This is a genomic window from Falsiroseomonas stagni DSM 19981, from assembly GCF_900114315.1.
Lineage (GTDB): Bacteria > Pseudomonadota > Alphaproteobacteria > Acetobacterales > Acetobacteraceae > Falsiroseomonas > Falsiroseomonas stagni.
This window is the reverse complement of record NZ_FOSQ01000002.1, coordinates 693557-707536: the sequence shown is the minus strand read 5'-3', so window position 1 is coordinate 707536 and position 13980 is coordinate 693557. Positions and strand designations below refer to the sequence as shown.

Here is a 13980-nt window from a genome sequence, read left to right as displayed (position 1 = left end):
ACGCCAGATCGGGTCGCGCGCAGGAACGCACAGTCTGTGATCGCACGGTCGCCGCACCGTTGAAGTGAGGACTGGTCCCGATGAAGCTCACCCGCCGCGCCGCGCTCGCCGCGCCCCTGGTCCTCGCCGCGCCGCGCCTGGCGCAGGCGGCCTGGCCGGAGCGTCCCGTCACGCTCATCGTTCCCTTCGCGGCCGGTGGCGGCACGGACATCTCCGCCCGCGTCATGGCGCAGTATCTTGAACGCGAACTCGGCCAGCCCTTCGTCGTGCAGAACCGTCCCGGGGCCGGGGGCGCCATCGGCCTCGGCGCGCTCGCCGCCGCCGCGCCGGATGGCTACACCCTCGCCATCATCAACACCCCCGGCATCGTGACGATCCCCATCGAGCGCAACGCCGGCTGGACGATGGACAGCTTCACCTTCATCGCCGGCGTGGTCGATGATCCCGGCACCTTCTCCGTCCATCCCGACAGCCCCATCCGCACCATGACGGATCTGGTGGAGGCGGCGAAGCGGGAGCCTGGCCGCATCACCGTAGCGACGCAGGGCGTCGGCTCCGCCGGCCATATCAACACGCTGCTGCTGGAACAGACCACCGGCGCGCAACTCGAACCCGTGGTCTACCAGGGCGCGGCCCCTGCCGCGCTGGCGCTGCTGCGCAAGGAAGTCGTCGTCGCCACCGCCAATCTGGGCGAGGCCCTGACCTTCGCGCGCAACCAGCCCTGGCGCACGCTTGGCGTCATGGCCGATCAGCGCAACGCCATGGCGCCGGCTGTGCCGACGCTGCGGGAGATGGGCATGGACATCCTCGGCGGCAGCCTGCGCGGCGTCGGTGGCCCGCGTGGCATGGCGCCCGATGTCGTCGCGCGCCTTTCCGCCGCCATCGCCAAGGTCGTCGCCAACCCGGAGTTCATCACCACCAGCGAGCGCGCTTTCCAGCCGCTCCGCTACCTCAACTCCGCCGACTACATCGCCTATCTCCGCGCCTCCGATGCCACGCACCGTGCCCTATGGCGTGTGCGGCCCTGGAACGTCTAGGCGCGGATCGCCTTCACCTTCGCGGCGGCCGCGGCTTGCAGCAGCGCCGCGTCATGCCCCGCGGAGATCCAGCGGAAGCCCAACTCCTTCGCGCGGGCGAAATGCGCCTCCTCCGTGATGCCGCCGATGCCGGGCACCTTGCCCGCATCGCGGCATGCCGTCGCGACCCGCGCGGCGGCCTCCCACAGCACCGGGTCCTCCTTCATCCCCGGCCGCCCGAGATCGGCACTCAGATCGGACGCGCCGAGGAACAGCACGTCGATTCCCGGCACCGCCGCGATCGCCGCCGCATTCTCCACCGCCAGCCGCGTCTCGATGATCACCACCACCAGCGTTTCCGCCGCCAATGCCGCGACGGCATCGCCCTGGCTGATCGGTCGCCGGCGGAAATGTGGGAACATCGGGGGCAGGGGGCGCCGTCCCTCCGGCGCGAAGCGCGCTGCCCGCGCCACCTCCCCGGCCTGCGCCGCATCCTCGATCCGCGGGATCATCACGCCCAGCGCCCCCGCCGACAGCGCCTGGCCGATCGGGCCCGGCTGCGCATCCGGCAGCCGCATCAGCGGCGCGATCCCCGATTCCAGCGCGGCCAGCATGATCTCGCTGGCCGCGTCGCCGCCGATCAAATTGTGCTCGCGGTCCAGCACCAGCGCATCGTACCCCGCCTGCGCCATGATCCGCGCCACATCGCCCGTCCGCGCCAACTGCAGCGTCACCACCACCGCTGATCCGCCCTGCGCGAGGCGCGCCTTCAACCCGTTGATCGCCATGGCACGAAGCCTGCCGCCCGCGCGCCGCTTCGTCCACCCCGTCTTGCCGCCGCCCGCCTTGCATGGTCATGGTCACGCAAACACGGGAGAAGCCACCGCCATGACCGGCATGCCTGACGCCGCGGAAATCGATCGTCGCCTGGCCGAGGTCCGCGCCAAGCGCGGCTACCTGCTGCCCCATCACGGCCTTCTCGCCATCGCGGCCCCCGCCCTCCTCGCGGGCTATGATGCCGCCTATACCGCGCTGACGCTGACGCCGCGCTTCATGGACGAGCGGTCGAAGGAATTCGTCTGGCTCGCCGTCCTCGTCTCCACGGATGAAGCCCTCGCCACGCACCACATCGCCAAGTTCCGCAACGGCGGCGGCACCGATGCTGAGATCGAACTTGCCGTCCGCCTGGCGGGCTTCGCGGAGGGCGCGCGCTGCTTCGCCTTCGCCGGGGAGAAATGGGGCCACCACCTGCCCGCCTACAACCGGGAAGCCGCCTACCGCGCCGCGCTCGATGCCGCGCAGGCCGGCAGCACCGTCTCCCGCGGCCTGGTGGAGGTCACCCTCGCCGCCGTGCAGACAACGCGCCGCGCCTGGTGGGAACTCGCCGTCCACATCCGCGGCGCCTATGCCGAGGGCGTGCCGGAACTCGAACTGGCGGAGGGCATCTCCTACGCCATGTTCCCCGGCAGCATCCCCAACTTCGTCGATGCCTGCGGCGTCTGGCAGGGGATGATCGAGCGGGACGAGGTCCAGGCCTCCGAAGGGTTCCGCCTGTGGGGCGCCGAGGCCTCTCGCCAGAAGGGGTTCGGCTGATGCGCGCGATCGTCCCCCCCGGCATGGAGAATTTTCCGGCCCAGTCCGGCTACTCCCCCGGCATGATCTGCAACGGCTTCCTCTTCATGGCTGGCCAGCTCGGCCGCGACGCGCAGATGAATGTCATCGCCGACCCGGAGGCGCAATTCGCCCGCGCCTTCGAGAATGTCGGCCGAATCCTGACCGAAGCCGGCTGCGCGGTGCGGGACATCGTGGACCTCACCACCTTCCATGTCGGCCTCCAGTCCCATATCGGGCTGTTCAAGCAGGTGAGGGATCGCTTCATGCAGGGCCACCAGCCGCCCTGGACCGCGATCGGCATCGTCGAACTCTCCCGCCCCGGCCTGCTGGTCGAAATCAAGGCGACCGCCCGCCTGCCGGTGGCCTGAACAGGACGCGCCCCATGACCACGCCCCGCCTCTTCCTCTTCGCCCCCGCCAATGTCGCGCGCCGCGCGGAAGGCGCCATGGCCGCCGCCGCCGATGCGGCGATCCTGGACCTGGAGGATGCCGTTCCCCCGCACGAGAAGTCGGCTGCGCGCGATGCGCTGGCCGCGCTGCTCGCCACGCCGCGCGTCGGTGCCGCCCGCCGCTATGTCCGCGTCAACGCCGCCACCACGCCGCTCTGCCTGGCTGACCTGCACGCGGCGCTGGCCGCGGGGGCGGAGGGCATCGTCCTTCCCAAGGCCGACAGTGCCGAGGAGCTTTCCGCCTTCGCCTGGTCCTTCCGCCAGCTCTGCGGCACGCTCGGCCGCGATCCCGCTTCCATCGAGATCCTGCCGATCGTCGAGACCGCCCGTGGCCTGGTGAACATCGCGCAACTGCCGTGGCGCGCCTGCGGCATCACGCGCGTCGCCCTCGGCACGGTCGATCTGCTGGCTGATCTCGGCACGGGCGCCGCGGATGCGGACGCCGCCATCCTCCATGCCCAGCGCCTCTGCGTCGCCGGCTCCCGCGCTGCTGGCCTCGCCGCCCCCATCGATGGCGTGCATCTCGATGTGAAGGATGCGGCAGGCGCGGAAGCTGCGATGCGCGCCAGCCTCGCCATCGGCTTCGGCGGCAAGCTCGCCATCCACCCCGCCCAGATCCCGCCGCTCCGCGCGGGCCTCATCCCCCCCGCCGCGGAACTGGAATGGGCGAGGGAGGTGGACGCCGCCTATGCCGCCGCCCAGGCCAGCGGCAGCGGCGCCATCATCGTGCGCGGCAAGCTGGTGGACGAACCCGTCGCGAAGCGCGCCCGCGACCTGATCGCCATGGCGGGCGCGGGCTGACGCGCCCGCGGCCACCTCAGCCCAGCTTCGGCAGATCCACCCAGCGCCGTTCGGCGGCGCTGCGATACGCCGCCTCCGCCAGCTGCACGCCCTTCGCGCCTTCCACCAGCGGATAGGGAAAGGGCGCGTCCTCCATCACATGGCGGATGAACTTCTCCCACCCCGCGCGGTAGCTGTTCACCATGCCTGTCGGCACCGGCACCGGCGTCCAGTCATCGAAGAAGCTGCGCGTCATCTTGATGGCGGCGGAGATGCCTTCCACCGGCGTCTGCGCCTCATCCTGGATCCAGCATTCATAGGGGCCACCGACCGCGGATCCCCTGGTGCCATCCACCTGCACCTGGATGCCCGCATCGCGGCGGACGCGGGTGGCCCAGGAGCAGTTCACCGACGCCATCACGCCGCCTGCCAGTTCCAGCTTGGCGAAGACCGCGTCCTCCACATCCACGTCATAGGGCGCGCCCTGCTCGTCCCGGCGCCGCGGAATCTGCGTGCGCGCCACGGCGGAGACCGACTGCACCTCACCGACCAGGTGATCCAGCATGTAGCGCCAGTGCGGGAACATATCGAGGATGAGCCCGCCCCCATCCTTCCTCCGGTAGTTCCAGCTCGGCCGCTGTCCGGGATGGTCCTCCCCGTCCCAGATCCAGCGCCCCATCTCCAGCCGCACCTCCAGCAGCCGGCCGAGCACGCCGGAGCGGATGATGGATTGCAGCGTGGCGAAGCCCGGCAGGAACAGCTTGTCCTGCACCGTCCCGTGCTTCACGCCGGCCGCGTCGGCGGCGGCCGCCAGCGCCATCGCCGTCGGCACATCAGGGGCGATCGGCTTGTCCGTGTAGATGTGTTTGCCCGCCGCGATCGCGCGCTTCAGGACATCGACGCGCCCGCCCGTGGCGCCGACATCGAAGAACAGCGTGTCATCGCCATTCGCCAGTGCTGCGGCCATGTCATCGGTGTAGCGCGCGAAACCCGTCGCCTTCGCCACCGGCGCCAGGCGTTCCGCGGAACGCCCCACCAGGATCACATCCGGCATCACGCGGTCGCCGTTCGACAGCGGCAGCCCGCCTTCCTCCCGCATCGCCACCAGCGCCGGCAGGTGCTGCCGCCGAGCCAACTCGCCCGTGGCGCCATTGAAGATGATGCCGAGCCTGCGCACTGCCATGACCGTTCGTCCCTGGAAGAATCCCCGCCCGCGACGCTAGGCGAAGCAATCCCGCTCCGCCACCCGCTCGCATCACGCTTCCCGCCGCCGTCGCGTGCCCCTATTGTCGCAACCACCGATACCGGCGGGGATCACCGCCTTCACGCATTGATCGCGGCCAGGGCCGCAGGCGGGGTCCATGCTGCCGAGGGAGCTGTCAGGCAAATACGAGGCACGCGGCACGCTCGGCGCCGGCGCCATGGGCACGGTGGTCGAGGGTTTCGACCGCATGATCGAGCGCCGCGTCGCCGTGAAGCTCGTCAAGCTTCCCGGCGGTGGCGATGCGGAGGCCGAGGAAGCCCACGCCCGCTTCCGCCGCGAAGCCCAGGCCGCCGGCCGGCTCAGCCATCCCAACATCGTCGGCGTCTATGACTACGGGGAGAATGCCGATACCGCCTGGATCGTGATGGAGATGGTGGAGGGCGGCTCCCTCAAATCCATCATCGACCGCGGCGACCGCATGCCGGTGGCCGAGGTGGTGCGCCTGATGGAGGAGATCCTCTCGGCGCTGGCCTATTCCCATGGCCGCGGCGTGGTGCACCGGGACATCAAGCCCGCCAACATCATGCTGGCGGGCGACCGGTCGGTGAAGATCGCCGATTTCGGCATCGCGCGGATCGAGAATTCCTCGATGACGCAGGTCGGCACCGTGATGGGCACGCCCGCCTACATGGCGCCCGAACAGCTGCGCGGCGAAGCCGTCGATGCCCGCGCCGATATCTGGGCCGCGGGCGTCGTGCTCTACCAGCTGCTGACGGGGGAGAAGCCCTTCGAGGGCAACTACACCGCCCTCATGCACCGCGTGCTGAACACGGAACCGCCGCCGCCGAGCCAGCTTGCCGTCAGCGCGCCGCGCGGCTTCGATTCCGTGCTGGCCCGCGCCTTGGCCAAGCGCCCTGATGATCGCTTCCCCAGCGCCACCGCCTTCGCGGAGGCGATCCGCACCGCCGGCAGCGCGGAGGCCACCGGCTTCGGTTTTGCCGGGGCCGGCAAGCTGCCGGGCCTCGATGACGCGACCATGGTCGCCGCCCCATCCCGCGCGCCCGCGCCGCCAGCCGCACCGCCCGCGGCGCCACCGCCACCGGCGCGCCCGGCCGGCCCGTCACCGGCGCTGATCGGCGGTGGCCTGGCGGCGCTGGTTGCGGCCGGCGCCGCGGCTTTCTTCCTGATGGGCAAGGACCCCGCCCCGGCGCCCGTCGCCAGCCTGCCGCCCGCTGCCAGCGATCCCGCCACGCCGACCCCGCCGCCCGCCGTCACGCCGCCGGCCCCACCGGGCCCGGCGGCGGGCCCGACTCCGGCCCAGCCCGCCACGCCGCCTTTGCCGCCGCCCTCCCTCCCCAGCCAGGCTGCCGCGCCGCCGGCGGTGACAGCCCCGCCCACCGGCCTGGGTGTTCTGGCCCCCCAGGCTGCCCCGCCGCCTGTCGCCAGCCCGGCACCCCTGGCCCCGCCGGTGGCCATCGCCCCACCCCCTGCCGCCCCGCCGCCCAGCGCCCCTACGCCCGGCACCGCGCAACCCGCCCCGGTCGCGGTGGCTCCGCAACCCGCGCCCGTCGCCGTGGCGCCCCAACCGGCCCCCCAACCGGCGCCTCAGCCCGCGCCCGTGGCCGTGGCGCCCCAACCCGCGCCGCAGCCCGCGCCCGTCGCCGTCGCACCGCAGCCCGCCCCCCAGGCGGCCGCGCAGCCGGCCCCTGCCAAGCCCGCGCCGGAGAGCGCGCCCGGCCCCGTCATCGCGGCCCTGCCCACCCCCGCACCGCCGCCCCCGCAACCCGCGCCCCAACCGGCTGCGGCGCCCGTGGCCCCCCGGATCGATTTCCGCGCCGCGGCCCAGGCTGCCGCCTCCGCCGCACCTTGCAGCCTGCTGGACGGCACATTCACTGACCAGGCGGTCAGCGTATCCGGCGTGCTGCGGCGGGGAGGGGAGGCACAGATCCGGCGTGTGCTCGCCGATCGCGGCGTGCCGGCCACCGCCGCCACGCTGAGCCTGCAACCCTTCGACGGTCCCTATTGCGGCGCGCTCGACGTGCTGCGCCAGGTCGCGGCCCCTGCCGCTGCGGCCCCCCGCGTGCAGATCGCCGGCACCCAGCCCCTCCAGCATGCGGAATTGCTGCGGCTGGACGTGCAGATGCCGGACCGCGCCAGCTACCTCTATGTCAGCTACATCATGAAATCGAACGAGATCGTACACCTCGTCCCCTCCCAGCCCCAGGGCGCCGGGGCGAGGGTGCGGCTCGGCGATCCCCGTCCCGGCTTTCCGGGGTGGGAGGTGGATGAGCCCTATGGCACGGACCTCATCGTCGTCTTCGCCTCCGAACGGCCGCTCTTTCCCCAGCCGCGCCCGGTGATCGAATCGCTGGACGACTACCTGGCTGCCCTCGGCGCCGCGCTGCGCGACGCCCGGATGCAGAACAGCGCCGTGGCGGCGCGGGCGGTGGTGGTGGAGACGGTGCAGCGCCGCTGAGGCCGCGGAATTGCTGGCCTTTCGTCGATGTTCTTGCTATGTTCTTTCCGCCTCGGTGGTCAGCTACGGCTTGGTGCATGCCATATGCCAATGACTGAGATAATTGTATAGATGACATCGGATGATGTTGATCATCGGGGCCGCGAAATCGGTGCTAAATGCGTCTAATCGGCATAAACGGCTAAAAGGGGTTAGTGACCTAAAGGCCACAGAAGCTCACTCCAGCCCGGGCGCCCCCCGGCGCATCAGGGCCCGCATCCGCTCCACCTGCGCCGCCGGCAGACCGAGATGGGCAGCGCTGAAGAAGCGCGGGTCCGGGGTGTGCAGCAGATAGGCCTGCGCCTCGTCCAGCATCACCTCCTCGTTGCTGCGATCATAATGCTCCCGCGCCAGGAACTGCCGGAACGCCTCGCGCTCCGCCTCCGTGAAGCCTTCCCGCCAGACCCGGCGGATATGCTCGGCATAGGCGGGGCGGGTGGCGAAATAGCCATGGCTCAACTCATGCCGCAGAACGCTCGCCCGCGCTGCTTCGTCCATCAGCGGCCCGGGCGCGGCGATGGAGACCAGCGCGATCTCCCGCTCCCGCGGCAGCAGGCCGCGGGCCAGGCGGAGCTGGGCTTCCACCCAGGCCTCGTCGGGGGACAGCGCCAGCCCGTCCCGCGCGGCCAGGGCGAAGAAGCGCTCCAGCTCCGCGCCCCGGTAATTGTGGCCGTAGTAGTAGGTGGCGGGCGTGTCTCCCGCGCGGGCGATGGCTGCCGCCATCTCGGCCGGTGTCAGCACGCGGTCGCGCGGCAGCCCGGCCTTCTCCACCAGCGCCGCCACCCGGTTCAGCGCCGCGCCCTGCTGGTCGAGGCTCGGGAAGTCCAGCACGAAGACCGCCGTCTCCTCCGCCAGGCGCAGCATGGTGGGCGCGGAGGACCGGTGCGCGAGGATGCCGGGCAGGTCCATCAGCACCGGCATGCGGGCGAGGCGCGAGGGAGCTTGCTCCGCCGGCTGGGCCGCGACCGCCGGCGGCGGGGTGGCCGCGACAGGTGGGGGCAGGGTGGCCGTCACGGGTGGGGGGGGCGGAAGCGCCGCGGCCGGTGGCTCCGTCGCCGGCGCTACCCAGCTCCACCAGACGCCCCCCGCCACGCCGCCCGCCGCCAGCAGGCCGGCCACCGCCAGGGCCATTGGCCAGCGCCGGGGCGCGCGCCGCGGCAAGGGCGCCGGGCTTCCCCAGGTGACCGCAGACGGGGCCGGGGGCGCCGGGCGCCGGGGCGGCAGGCGGACAGTCTCATCATCGGCAGGCCCGCTCATTGCACCCCTCCGCCCGGGTGACGCTCCCGCTGCCTCAGTCGTCCAGGTTGATCACCTGCACGCGGCGGTTCCGCGGCTCGTCCCAGCCATCGGGGGTCGGTACGAGCAGCCTGGTCTCGCCGAGGCCCACCGCCTCCAGCCGCCCCGGCGCGACGCCGTGCTTGGCGACCAGGTACCCCCGCACCGCCTCCGCCCGGCGTTCGGACAGGCGCTGGTTGCTGGCGGCATCGCCGACGCTGTCGGTATGGCCCTCGATCCTGAAGCGGAAGGGCGCGAGGTCCGGGGATGACAGCGCGCGGCCGAGTGGCGCGAGCGTCGCCTCCGCCTGCGGCGTCAGGCTGGCGGAGCCGCTCGGGAAGGTCACGGTGATGGACACGGCCGCGACGCCGGCCGGCGCCGTGGTGCCGGGCGCCACCGCGGCCAGGGGCGGCGGGGCGACCGGCGCCGCGGCAACCGGCGGCTTCGCCGGATCGGGGGCGGGCGCCTCCGCCGGCTGCGCCGACGGCCCGCCGGGCGCAACGGCCGCCGGCGCCACCGGGCTGGCCGGCGCCGTGGCATCGGCAGGCGCGGGCAGGCGGATGCCCCGCGTACGGGGACGCAGCTGCTCGATCAGTTGCAGCGCCGCCGGATCGTTCTGCGCCATCGCCGGCGCCGGCACGCCGATGCCGAGGCCGGTGGCCAGCAGCACCCCGGCCAGGGGAAGGGAAGCGTATCGCATCGATCGTCTCCTCAAGGGGGGCGGCGCCGCGGCGCCGTGAAGTCTGGGGGGCGCGCCGTGGCGGCCCGATGGCGAATTGGCGGTCATGCGATGCCCAGCGCCCGCCACAGCGGCCAGCGTTGCCGCAACACGGCCAGGACCGATTCCTGCACGCCGGCCAGGGCCTCCGCCGGCGGTGGCGGACCGGGTGGCACCAGGCGGCCCATCAGCGCCGGCACGTCGACCCCGCCATCGGGCCCGGGCGGCTCCTGCGCCATCAGGGTGGCCACCGCGATCTCCAGCGGGTCCGCGGGCAGCCCGCCGCCCAGGACCGGAGTCGCCAGGGCCAGGCGCGCGCCTTCGCCGGCCAGCGGGCTGACGCCATGCGGCGCCAGGCGGCGCATGGAGGCCGCGTTCACCCGCCGCGCCGTCGCCACGCTGTCCGCCGCCACCGCGCCGGGGTGCTGCCACATCGGCATGGCCACGTGGCTGCCGACCAGCATCGTCAGCGTCTCCTGCGGCGTGGCGCCGCCACAGCCCGGCAGGGCCCGCAGCGCGGCGATGCTCTGCGGCCCCTGCAGCAGGGCTTCGCGCATCGGGCCGATGATGTGCGGGGGCAGCGCGGCCTCGCCGGCTTGGGTCACCAGCTTCACCTCGCGCTGCGAAAGGCTGGTCGGCACCAGCATGATCGCATCCGTCGCCGCCTCGGCACTCACGCGCCGGATGCCGCGGACATAGACGTCCCGCCGGAAGGCGCGCGGCACGCAGAGATCGGTGACGAGTTCCCGCGCCGCCTGGTCCGGCGCCTCCCGCCAAAGCGCCTGTTGCGCGGCGGACAGCGTCATGGAGGGGAAGTTCTCGGACAGCGTGGCGCTGCCGGCGTATTCGCAGCGCGCGCTACCCATCGCCGCGGCCACGTCGGCGAAGAAGGCCGGGCGCCAGTGCTCGGTGGCGAATTCATGCAGCATGTAGCCGGGGCGGGCATCGCCCATCTCGCCCAGCAGCAGGCTCCGCCACACGGAGGGCAGCAGGTTCCGCGCCTCCGCCGCCACCAGCCGCTCCACCTGCTGCTTCGCCGCGGCGAAGGCGTCGCTGCCCGGGGGAGCGCCGGCGATCATGCCCCGCACCAGGCGCCACAGCGCCAGCCCCGGGGCGGCGCCGGGCATGGCATTGTAGGTCATCAGCACCACGCCCCCGGGCTGGAGGCGGCGGCGCAGCAGGCGCAGCACGCCATCCCGAACCCGGTCATCCACCCAGGACCAGAAGCCGTGGACCAGCACCAGGTCGAAGGCCGGCAGCGCCTCCAGCGCCGGCCCGTCCAGCTCCGCCAGGTCCGCTTCCTCGAAGCGCACATTGGCAAGGCCCGCTTCAGCGGCGAAGGACCGCGCCTCCGCGATATGGGCGGGGTTGTAGTCGAAGCCGATCACCTCCGCCGCCGGGCAGCCGGCCGCCAGCACATTGGCGCTGTAGCCGCTGCCGCAGCCGATCTCCGCGATGCGCAACGGCGTCTCCGGCCCGACTTCCCAGGCCACGCCCATCATCGCGAGCGTCGCGCGCAGATGGGCCGGGGATTGGAAACCATGCCAGGCCGGCGGGTAGGGTTCCGCCACGGGATAGCCGCGGGACCAGGCGGCCGGGGTGCTCATCGGGACATGCTCTCCGTCTCGGGCGCGGGCGTCGCCGGGCCCAGCATCGCATCCGCCGCATCGCGCCGGCGGGGGTGGGGGCTGGTCATCCAGCTGGTCCAGCCGAGGCGCGCGCCCGCTTCGCCGCCCAGCGCCAGCGGCGGCACCGCCCCGGCGGCCAGGATCGGGTTGAAGGCGAAATCCTGCTCCAGGCCCAGTTGCAGCCGCACCAGCTCCACCAGACGCCCATGCAAAGGCGACCCGGGCAGAAGGGCCTGGAACTGCGCCAGGTTCAGCGGCCCGAACTCCACCAGGAACCGTGCGCTCGGGTCCCAGATCTGCGCGCCGGCCACGGCATCCACGCCAAGCTGCCCGCCGCCGCCCAACCTGCCGAGGCGCGGCAGCCGCGACTGTTCCGTGGCCGGCAGCCTTACCCAGCCGCCGGCGAATTCGACGATCCGCACCGGCACGCCCGCTTCCTCCGCCAGCAGGCCGCGCAGGCGCTCCGCGCTCCGGCTGCGGGAGGCGAGGGCGCCGGCGTGGTAGAGCAGCGCCGGCAGCGGTGTCGCCAGGCGCGCGACCAGATGCGGCGTGCCGAGCCCGGCCGCCGCCGCCAGCACCGTCTCCGCCGGCACGGGGTTGCGCGCGGGCCGGTACTTGGCGCCGGCCTTCACGAACAGCCCGGTGAAGCGCCTGGCCAGAAGGTCGAGGAAGCGGTGCAGCGCGGTCGAACGCCGCCGGGCTTCCGCCGCCACCAGCGCCGTGTAGTGCCGCGGCAGCACGCCGCCGGCGCCGATCAGCCCGAAGGTCGGGGAGGTGATCTGCCGCTCCTCCGGCAGCGCCGACGAAACCTCGCCCCCCGGCGCGCCGAGCCGGGGGCTGGTGCGGAAGTCGATCTCCGTCGGGTCCCGCCCGGGCGCGACGATGGCCGCCGCCTGGTCCAGGCTGAACCGCGCCGGTTCGCGCTTCAGCCGGTCGAGGGGCGAGGGTTCGGTCACAGCAGCACCCGCGTCCCGCTGCGCGCCGGCCAGGCCGCCACGCTGCCGCTGCGCCCGCGCAGCACCACGCCGGAGCGGACGAAGGCGTTGACCGAGACCTGCAGCGCGAGGAAGCGCTCCAGCACCCCGGCCAGCAGGAACAGCCCGCCCGCCGTCCAGGCCTGGGGTTCGAAGGTCATCGTGATGTCGAGCCCGCGCGCGAAGCTGCCCGGCCGCACCCCCGGCAGCCGCGCCACGCCGGGCCTCGCCTGGACCGACACCAGCCCATCCAGCGCGAGGCGCGATTCCGCCGTATCCCGCAGATCGTGCAGGCGCATCATCTCCCGCAGCGCCATCGCCGCTTCCGCGCCGCCCGTGACGCCGAGGTGATTGAGCGCGAGATGCGAGACGAGCCGCCAGCCGCTGCGTTCCCGCAATGGCGGCCGCAGCGTCGGCGTGGGCGGGGACAGGCATTCGGCGCCCGCCGCCGGCGCGGTGGGATCGGTGATCCGCAGCCGCGGCTGGCCACCGCCGAAGGGCAGCAGGGATGGCAGGTCCCGGTTGCAGCACAGCGCATCCACGCCCAGCACGCCATCGGCCGGCAGGGCGGGGTCGAAATGCGGATCGCGCAGCATCAGCCGCGTCTCGCTGCCGCCCAGCACGCCGGGCGCGGGGCGGCGCGCCGCGATCCAGTGGACACCTGGCGCCACCTGGTCCGCGCCTTCCTCATGCCGCAGGCGGTGGAAGGCGGGGACGCGCTTCGGGCGGGGATCCTCCGGCCGGCTCAGCCGCACCGTCTCCACCGCATAGACCTCCAGCGCCGCCGGGCGGCGGGCGTCGGGCACCACCAGCCAGTCGCTCTGCGTCCCGTCCAGCGCGATCGGCTCGCAGGGCTGGCGGAACAGGTTCACCGCCGGCGTGCAGCCCAGCGCGATGTGCTCGGCGGAGACGCTGCGCTCCAGCTCCGCCACGGCGCGGGAGAGGTAGATGAAGATCTCCATCCGCCCGCTGCGCTGCACCAGGCTGCGCGCCTCCAGCCCCTCCAGCTCCAGGTAGAGGAACTTCTCGGGGAAGGCGAAATACTCGGTCAGCAGGCGGTGTCCGGTGAAGGCGCGGGGCGGCCAGGGCAGCGCCGCCTCCTCCGGCTCGAACCCCGCATGGCGCAGGCATTCGCGCGGCAGCAGGGTGGGGCGCGGATCGCCCGGCCCATCCGCCAGCGCGATCCCGATGGTGGAGGTGCAGAGCAGTTCCAGCAACTGAGTCGGTAGCGGCGCCGGGCCGCGCAGATGCAGCCGCAGCCGGTCGAGCCCCGTCGCCGCGATCGGCAGGTCCGGGATGGTGGTCGCCAGCGTCAGCCGCAGCACCGCGACCGCCCCCGCCGCCTGCGGATTGGCCGGCGCCGGCAGCGGCAGGCCCGACAGCCGCGCGGCCTCCACCGCGATGGGCCACAGCGTCACGTCATGGCAGGTGCGATAGGTCAGGCGTTCGCCGCGAACCGGCTCCGTCTCCACCGTCGTGCCGCGCGGCACGCGCGACGCGCCGGTCGCTTCGGGCTTGGCCAGCAGCCGCAAGGTGGTCAGGGACGGCACCGGCGCCAGCAGATGCGGGCAGAGCAGTTCCAGCAGCGCATCAGTCAGTTCCGGCAGTTCGTCATCCAGCCGGTGCTGCACCCGCGCGGCCAGGAAGGCGACGCCTTCCAGCAGGCGCTCCACATGCGGGTCATCCACCGCATCCGGCGTCATGCGCAGGCGCCCGGCGACCTTCGGGTTCGCCTCCGCGAACTCCCCCGCCAGGCGGCGGATCGCGGCGAGTTCCCTGTTGTAGAAGGGAAGAAGGTCGTCCGACAC

At 73.1% G+C, this 13980-nt stretch carries 12 protein-coding genes; 5 read left to right on the top strand and 7 right to left on the bottom strand.

Features of this window, described 5'->3' with window-relative positions:
• Nucleotides 1–80: 80 nt before the first annotated feature.
• Complete coding sequence (locus tag BM041_RS09895; protein ID WP_092958849.1) at nucleotides 81–1037, top strand: tripartite tricarboxylate transporter substrate binding protein; 957 nt, start codon at nucleotides 81–83, stop codon at nucleotides 1035–1037.
• Here the strand turns inward: BM041_RS09895 and BM041_RS09890 are convergent.
• Entirely contained in the window at nucleotides 1034–1804 is a 771-nt protein-coding gene (locus tag BM041_RS09890; RefSeq protein ID WP_092958847.1) for an HpcH/HpaI aldolase family protein, read from the bottom strand. The genes BM041_RS09895 and BM041_RS09890 overlap by 4 nt on opposite strands.
• A gap of 100 nt (nucleotides 1805–1904) precedes the next feature.
• Here BM041_RS09890 and BM041_RS09885 point away from each other — a divergent pair, with 100 nt between their 5' ends.
• The 3 genes from BM041_RS09885 to BM041_RS09875 are packed head-to-tail and all read left to right on the top strand — an operon-like array spanning nucleotide 1905 to nucleotide 3879.
• The gene (locus BM041_RS09885) at nucleotides 1905–2609 is read left to right on the top strand and encodes a hypothetical protein (RefSeq protein WP_092958845.1); all 705 of its coding nucleotides are present in this window, start codon (nucleotides 1905–1907) and stop codon (nucleotides 2607–2609) included.
• Complete coding sequence (locus tag BM041_RS09880; RefSeq protein ID WP_092958843.1) at nucleotides 2609–2998, top strand: RidA family protein; 390 nt, start codon at nucleotides 2609–2611, stop codon at nucleotides 2996–2998. The genes BM041_RS09885 and BM041_RS09880 overlap by 1 nt, the downstream gene beginning before the upstream one ends.
• 14 nt (nucleotides 2999–3012) lie before the next feature.
• The gene (locus BM041_RS09875) at nucleotides 3013–3879 is read left to right on the top strand and encodes an HpcH/HpaI aldolase/citrate lyase family protein (protein WP_092958841.1); all 867 of its coding nucleotides are present in this window, start codon (nucleotides 3013–3015) and stop codon (nucleotides 3877–3879) included.
• Between the two features lie 16 nt (nucleotides 3880–3895).
• On the opposite strand, the gene BM041_RS09870 is transcribed toward BM041_RS09875, so the two are convergent.
• Nucleotides 3896–5041: a Gfo/Idh/MocA family protein gene (locus BM041_RS09870; RefSeq protein ID WP_092958839.1), complete on the bottom strand. Its 1146-nt coding sequence runs from the start codon at nucleotides 5039–5041 to the stop codon at nucleotides 3896–3898.
• Between the two features lie 178 nt (nucleotides 5042–5219).
• Between BM041_RS09870 and BM041_RS09865 the strand changes: the two genes are divergently transcribed.
• A complete protein-coding gene (locus tag BM041_RS09865; RefSeq protein WP_092958837.1) occupies nucleotides 5220–7538 on the top strand; it encodes a serine/threonine-protein kinase in 2319 nt (772 codons plus the stop codon).
• 216 nt (nucleotides 7539–7754) lie between these two features.
• On the opposite strand, the gene BM041_RS09860 is transcribed toward BM041_RS09865, so the two are convergent.
• The 5 genes from BM041_RS09860 to tssF all read right to left on the bottom strand — a co-directional run bounded on the left by BM041_RS09860 (nucleotide 7755) and on the right by tssF (nucleotide 13980).
• Nucleotides 7755–8708 (bottom strand): hypothetical protein, encoded by a 954-nt coding sequence (locus tag BM041_RS09860; protein ID WP_139226014.1) that lies wholly within the window; start codon nucleotides 8706–8708, stop codon nucleotides 7755–7757.
• Nucleotides 8709–8868: 160 nt separating this feature from the next.
• Complete coding sequence (locus BM041_RS09855; RefSeq protein ID WP_281244525.1) at nucleotides 8869–9552, bottom strand: OmpA family protein; 684 nt, start codon at nucleotides 9550–9552, stop codon at nucleotides 8869–8871.
• Between the two features lie 83 nt (nucleotides 9553–9635).
• The gene (locus BM041_RS09850; protein WP_092958831.1) at nucleotides 9636–11177 is read right to left on the bottom strand and encodes a class I SAM-dependent methyltransferase; all 1542 of its coding nucleotides are present in this window, start codon (nucleotides 11175–11177) and stop codon (nucleotides 9636–9638) included.
• Complete coding sequence (gene tssG, locus BM041_RS09845; protein ID WP_175533846.1) at nucleotides 11174–12154, bottom strand: type VI secretion system baseplate subunit TssG; 981 nt, start codon at nucleotides 12152–12154, stop codon at nucleotides 11174–11176. Before tssG ends, BM041_RS09850 begins: the two co-directional genes overlap by 4 nt.
• Nucleotides 12151–13980 (bottom strand): type VI secretion system baseplate subunit TssF, encoded by a 1830-nt coding sequence (gene tssF, locus BM041_RS09840; RefSeq protein WP_092958827.1) that lies wholly within the window; start codon nucleotides 13978–13980, stop codon nucleotides 12151–12153. The genes tssG and tssF overlap by 4 nt, the downstream gene beginning before the upstream one ends.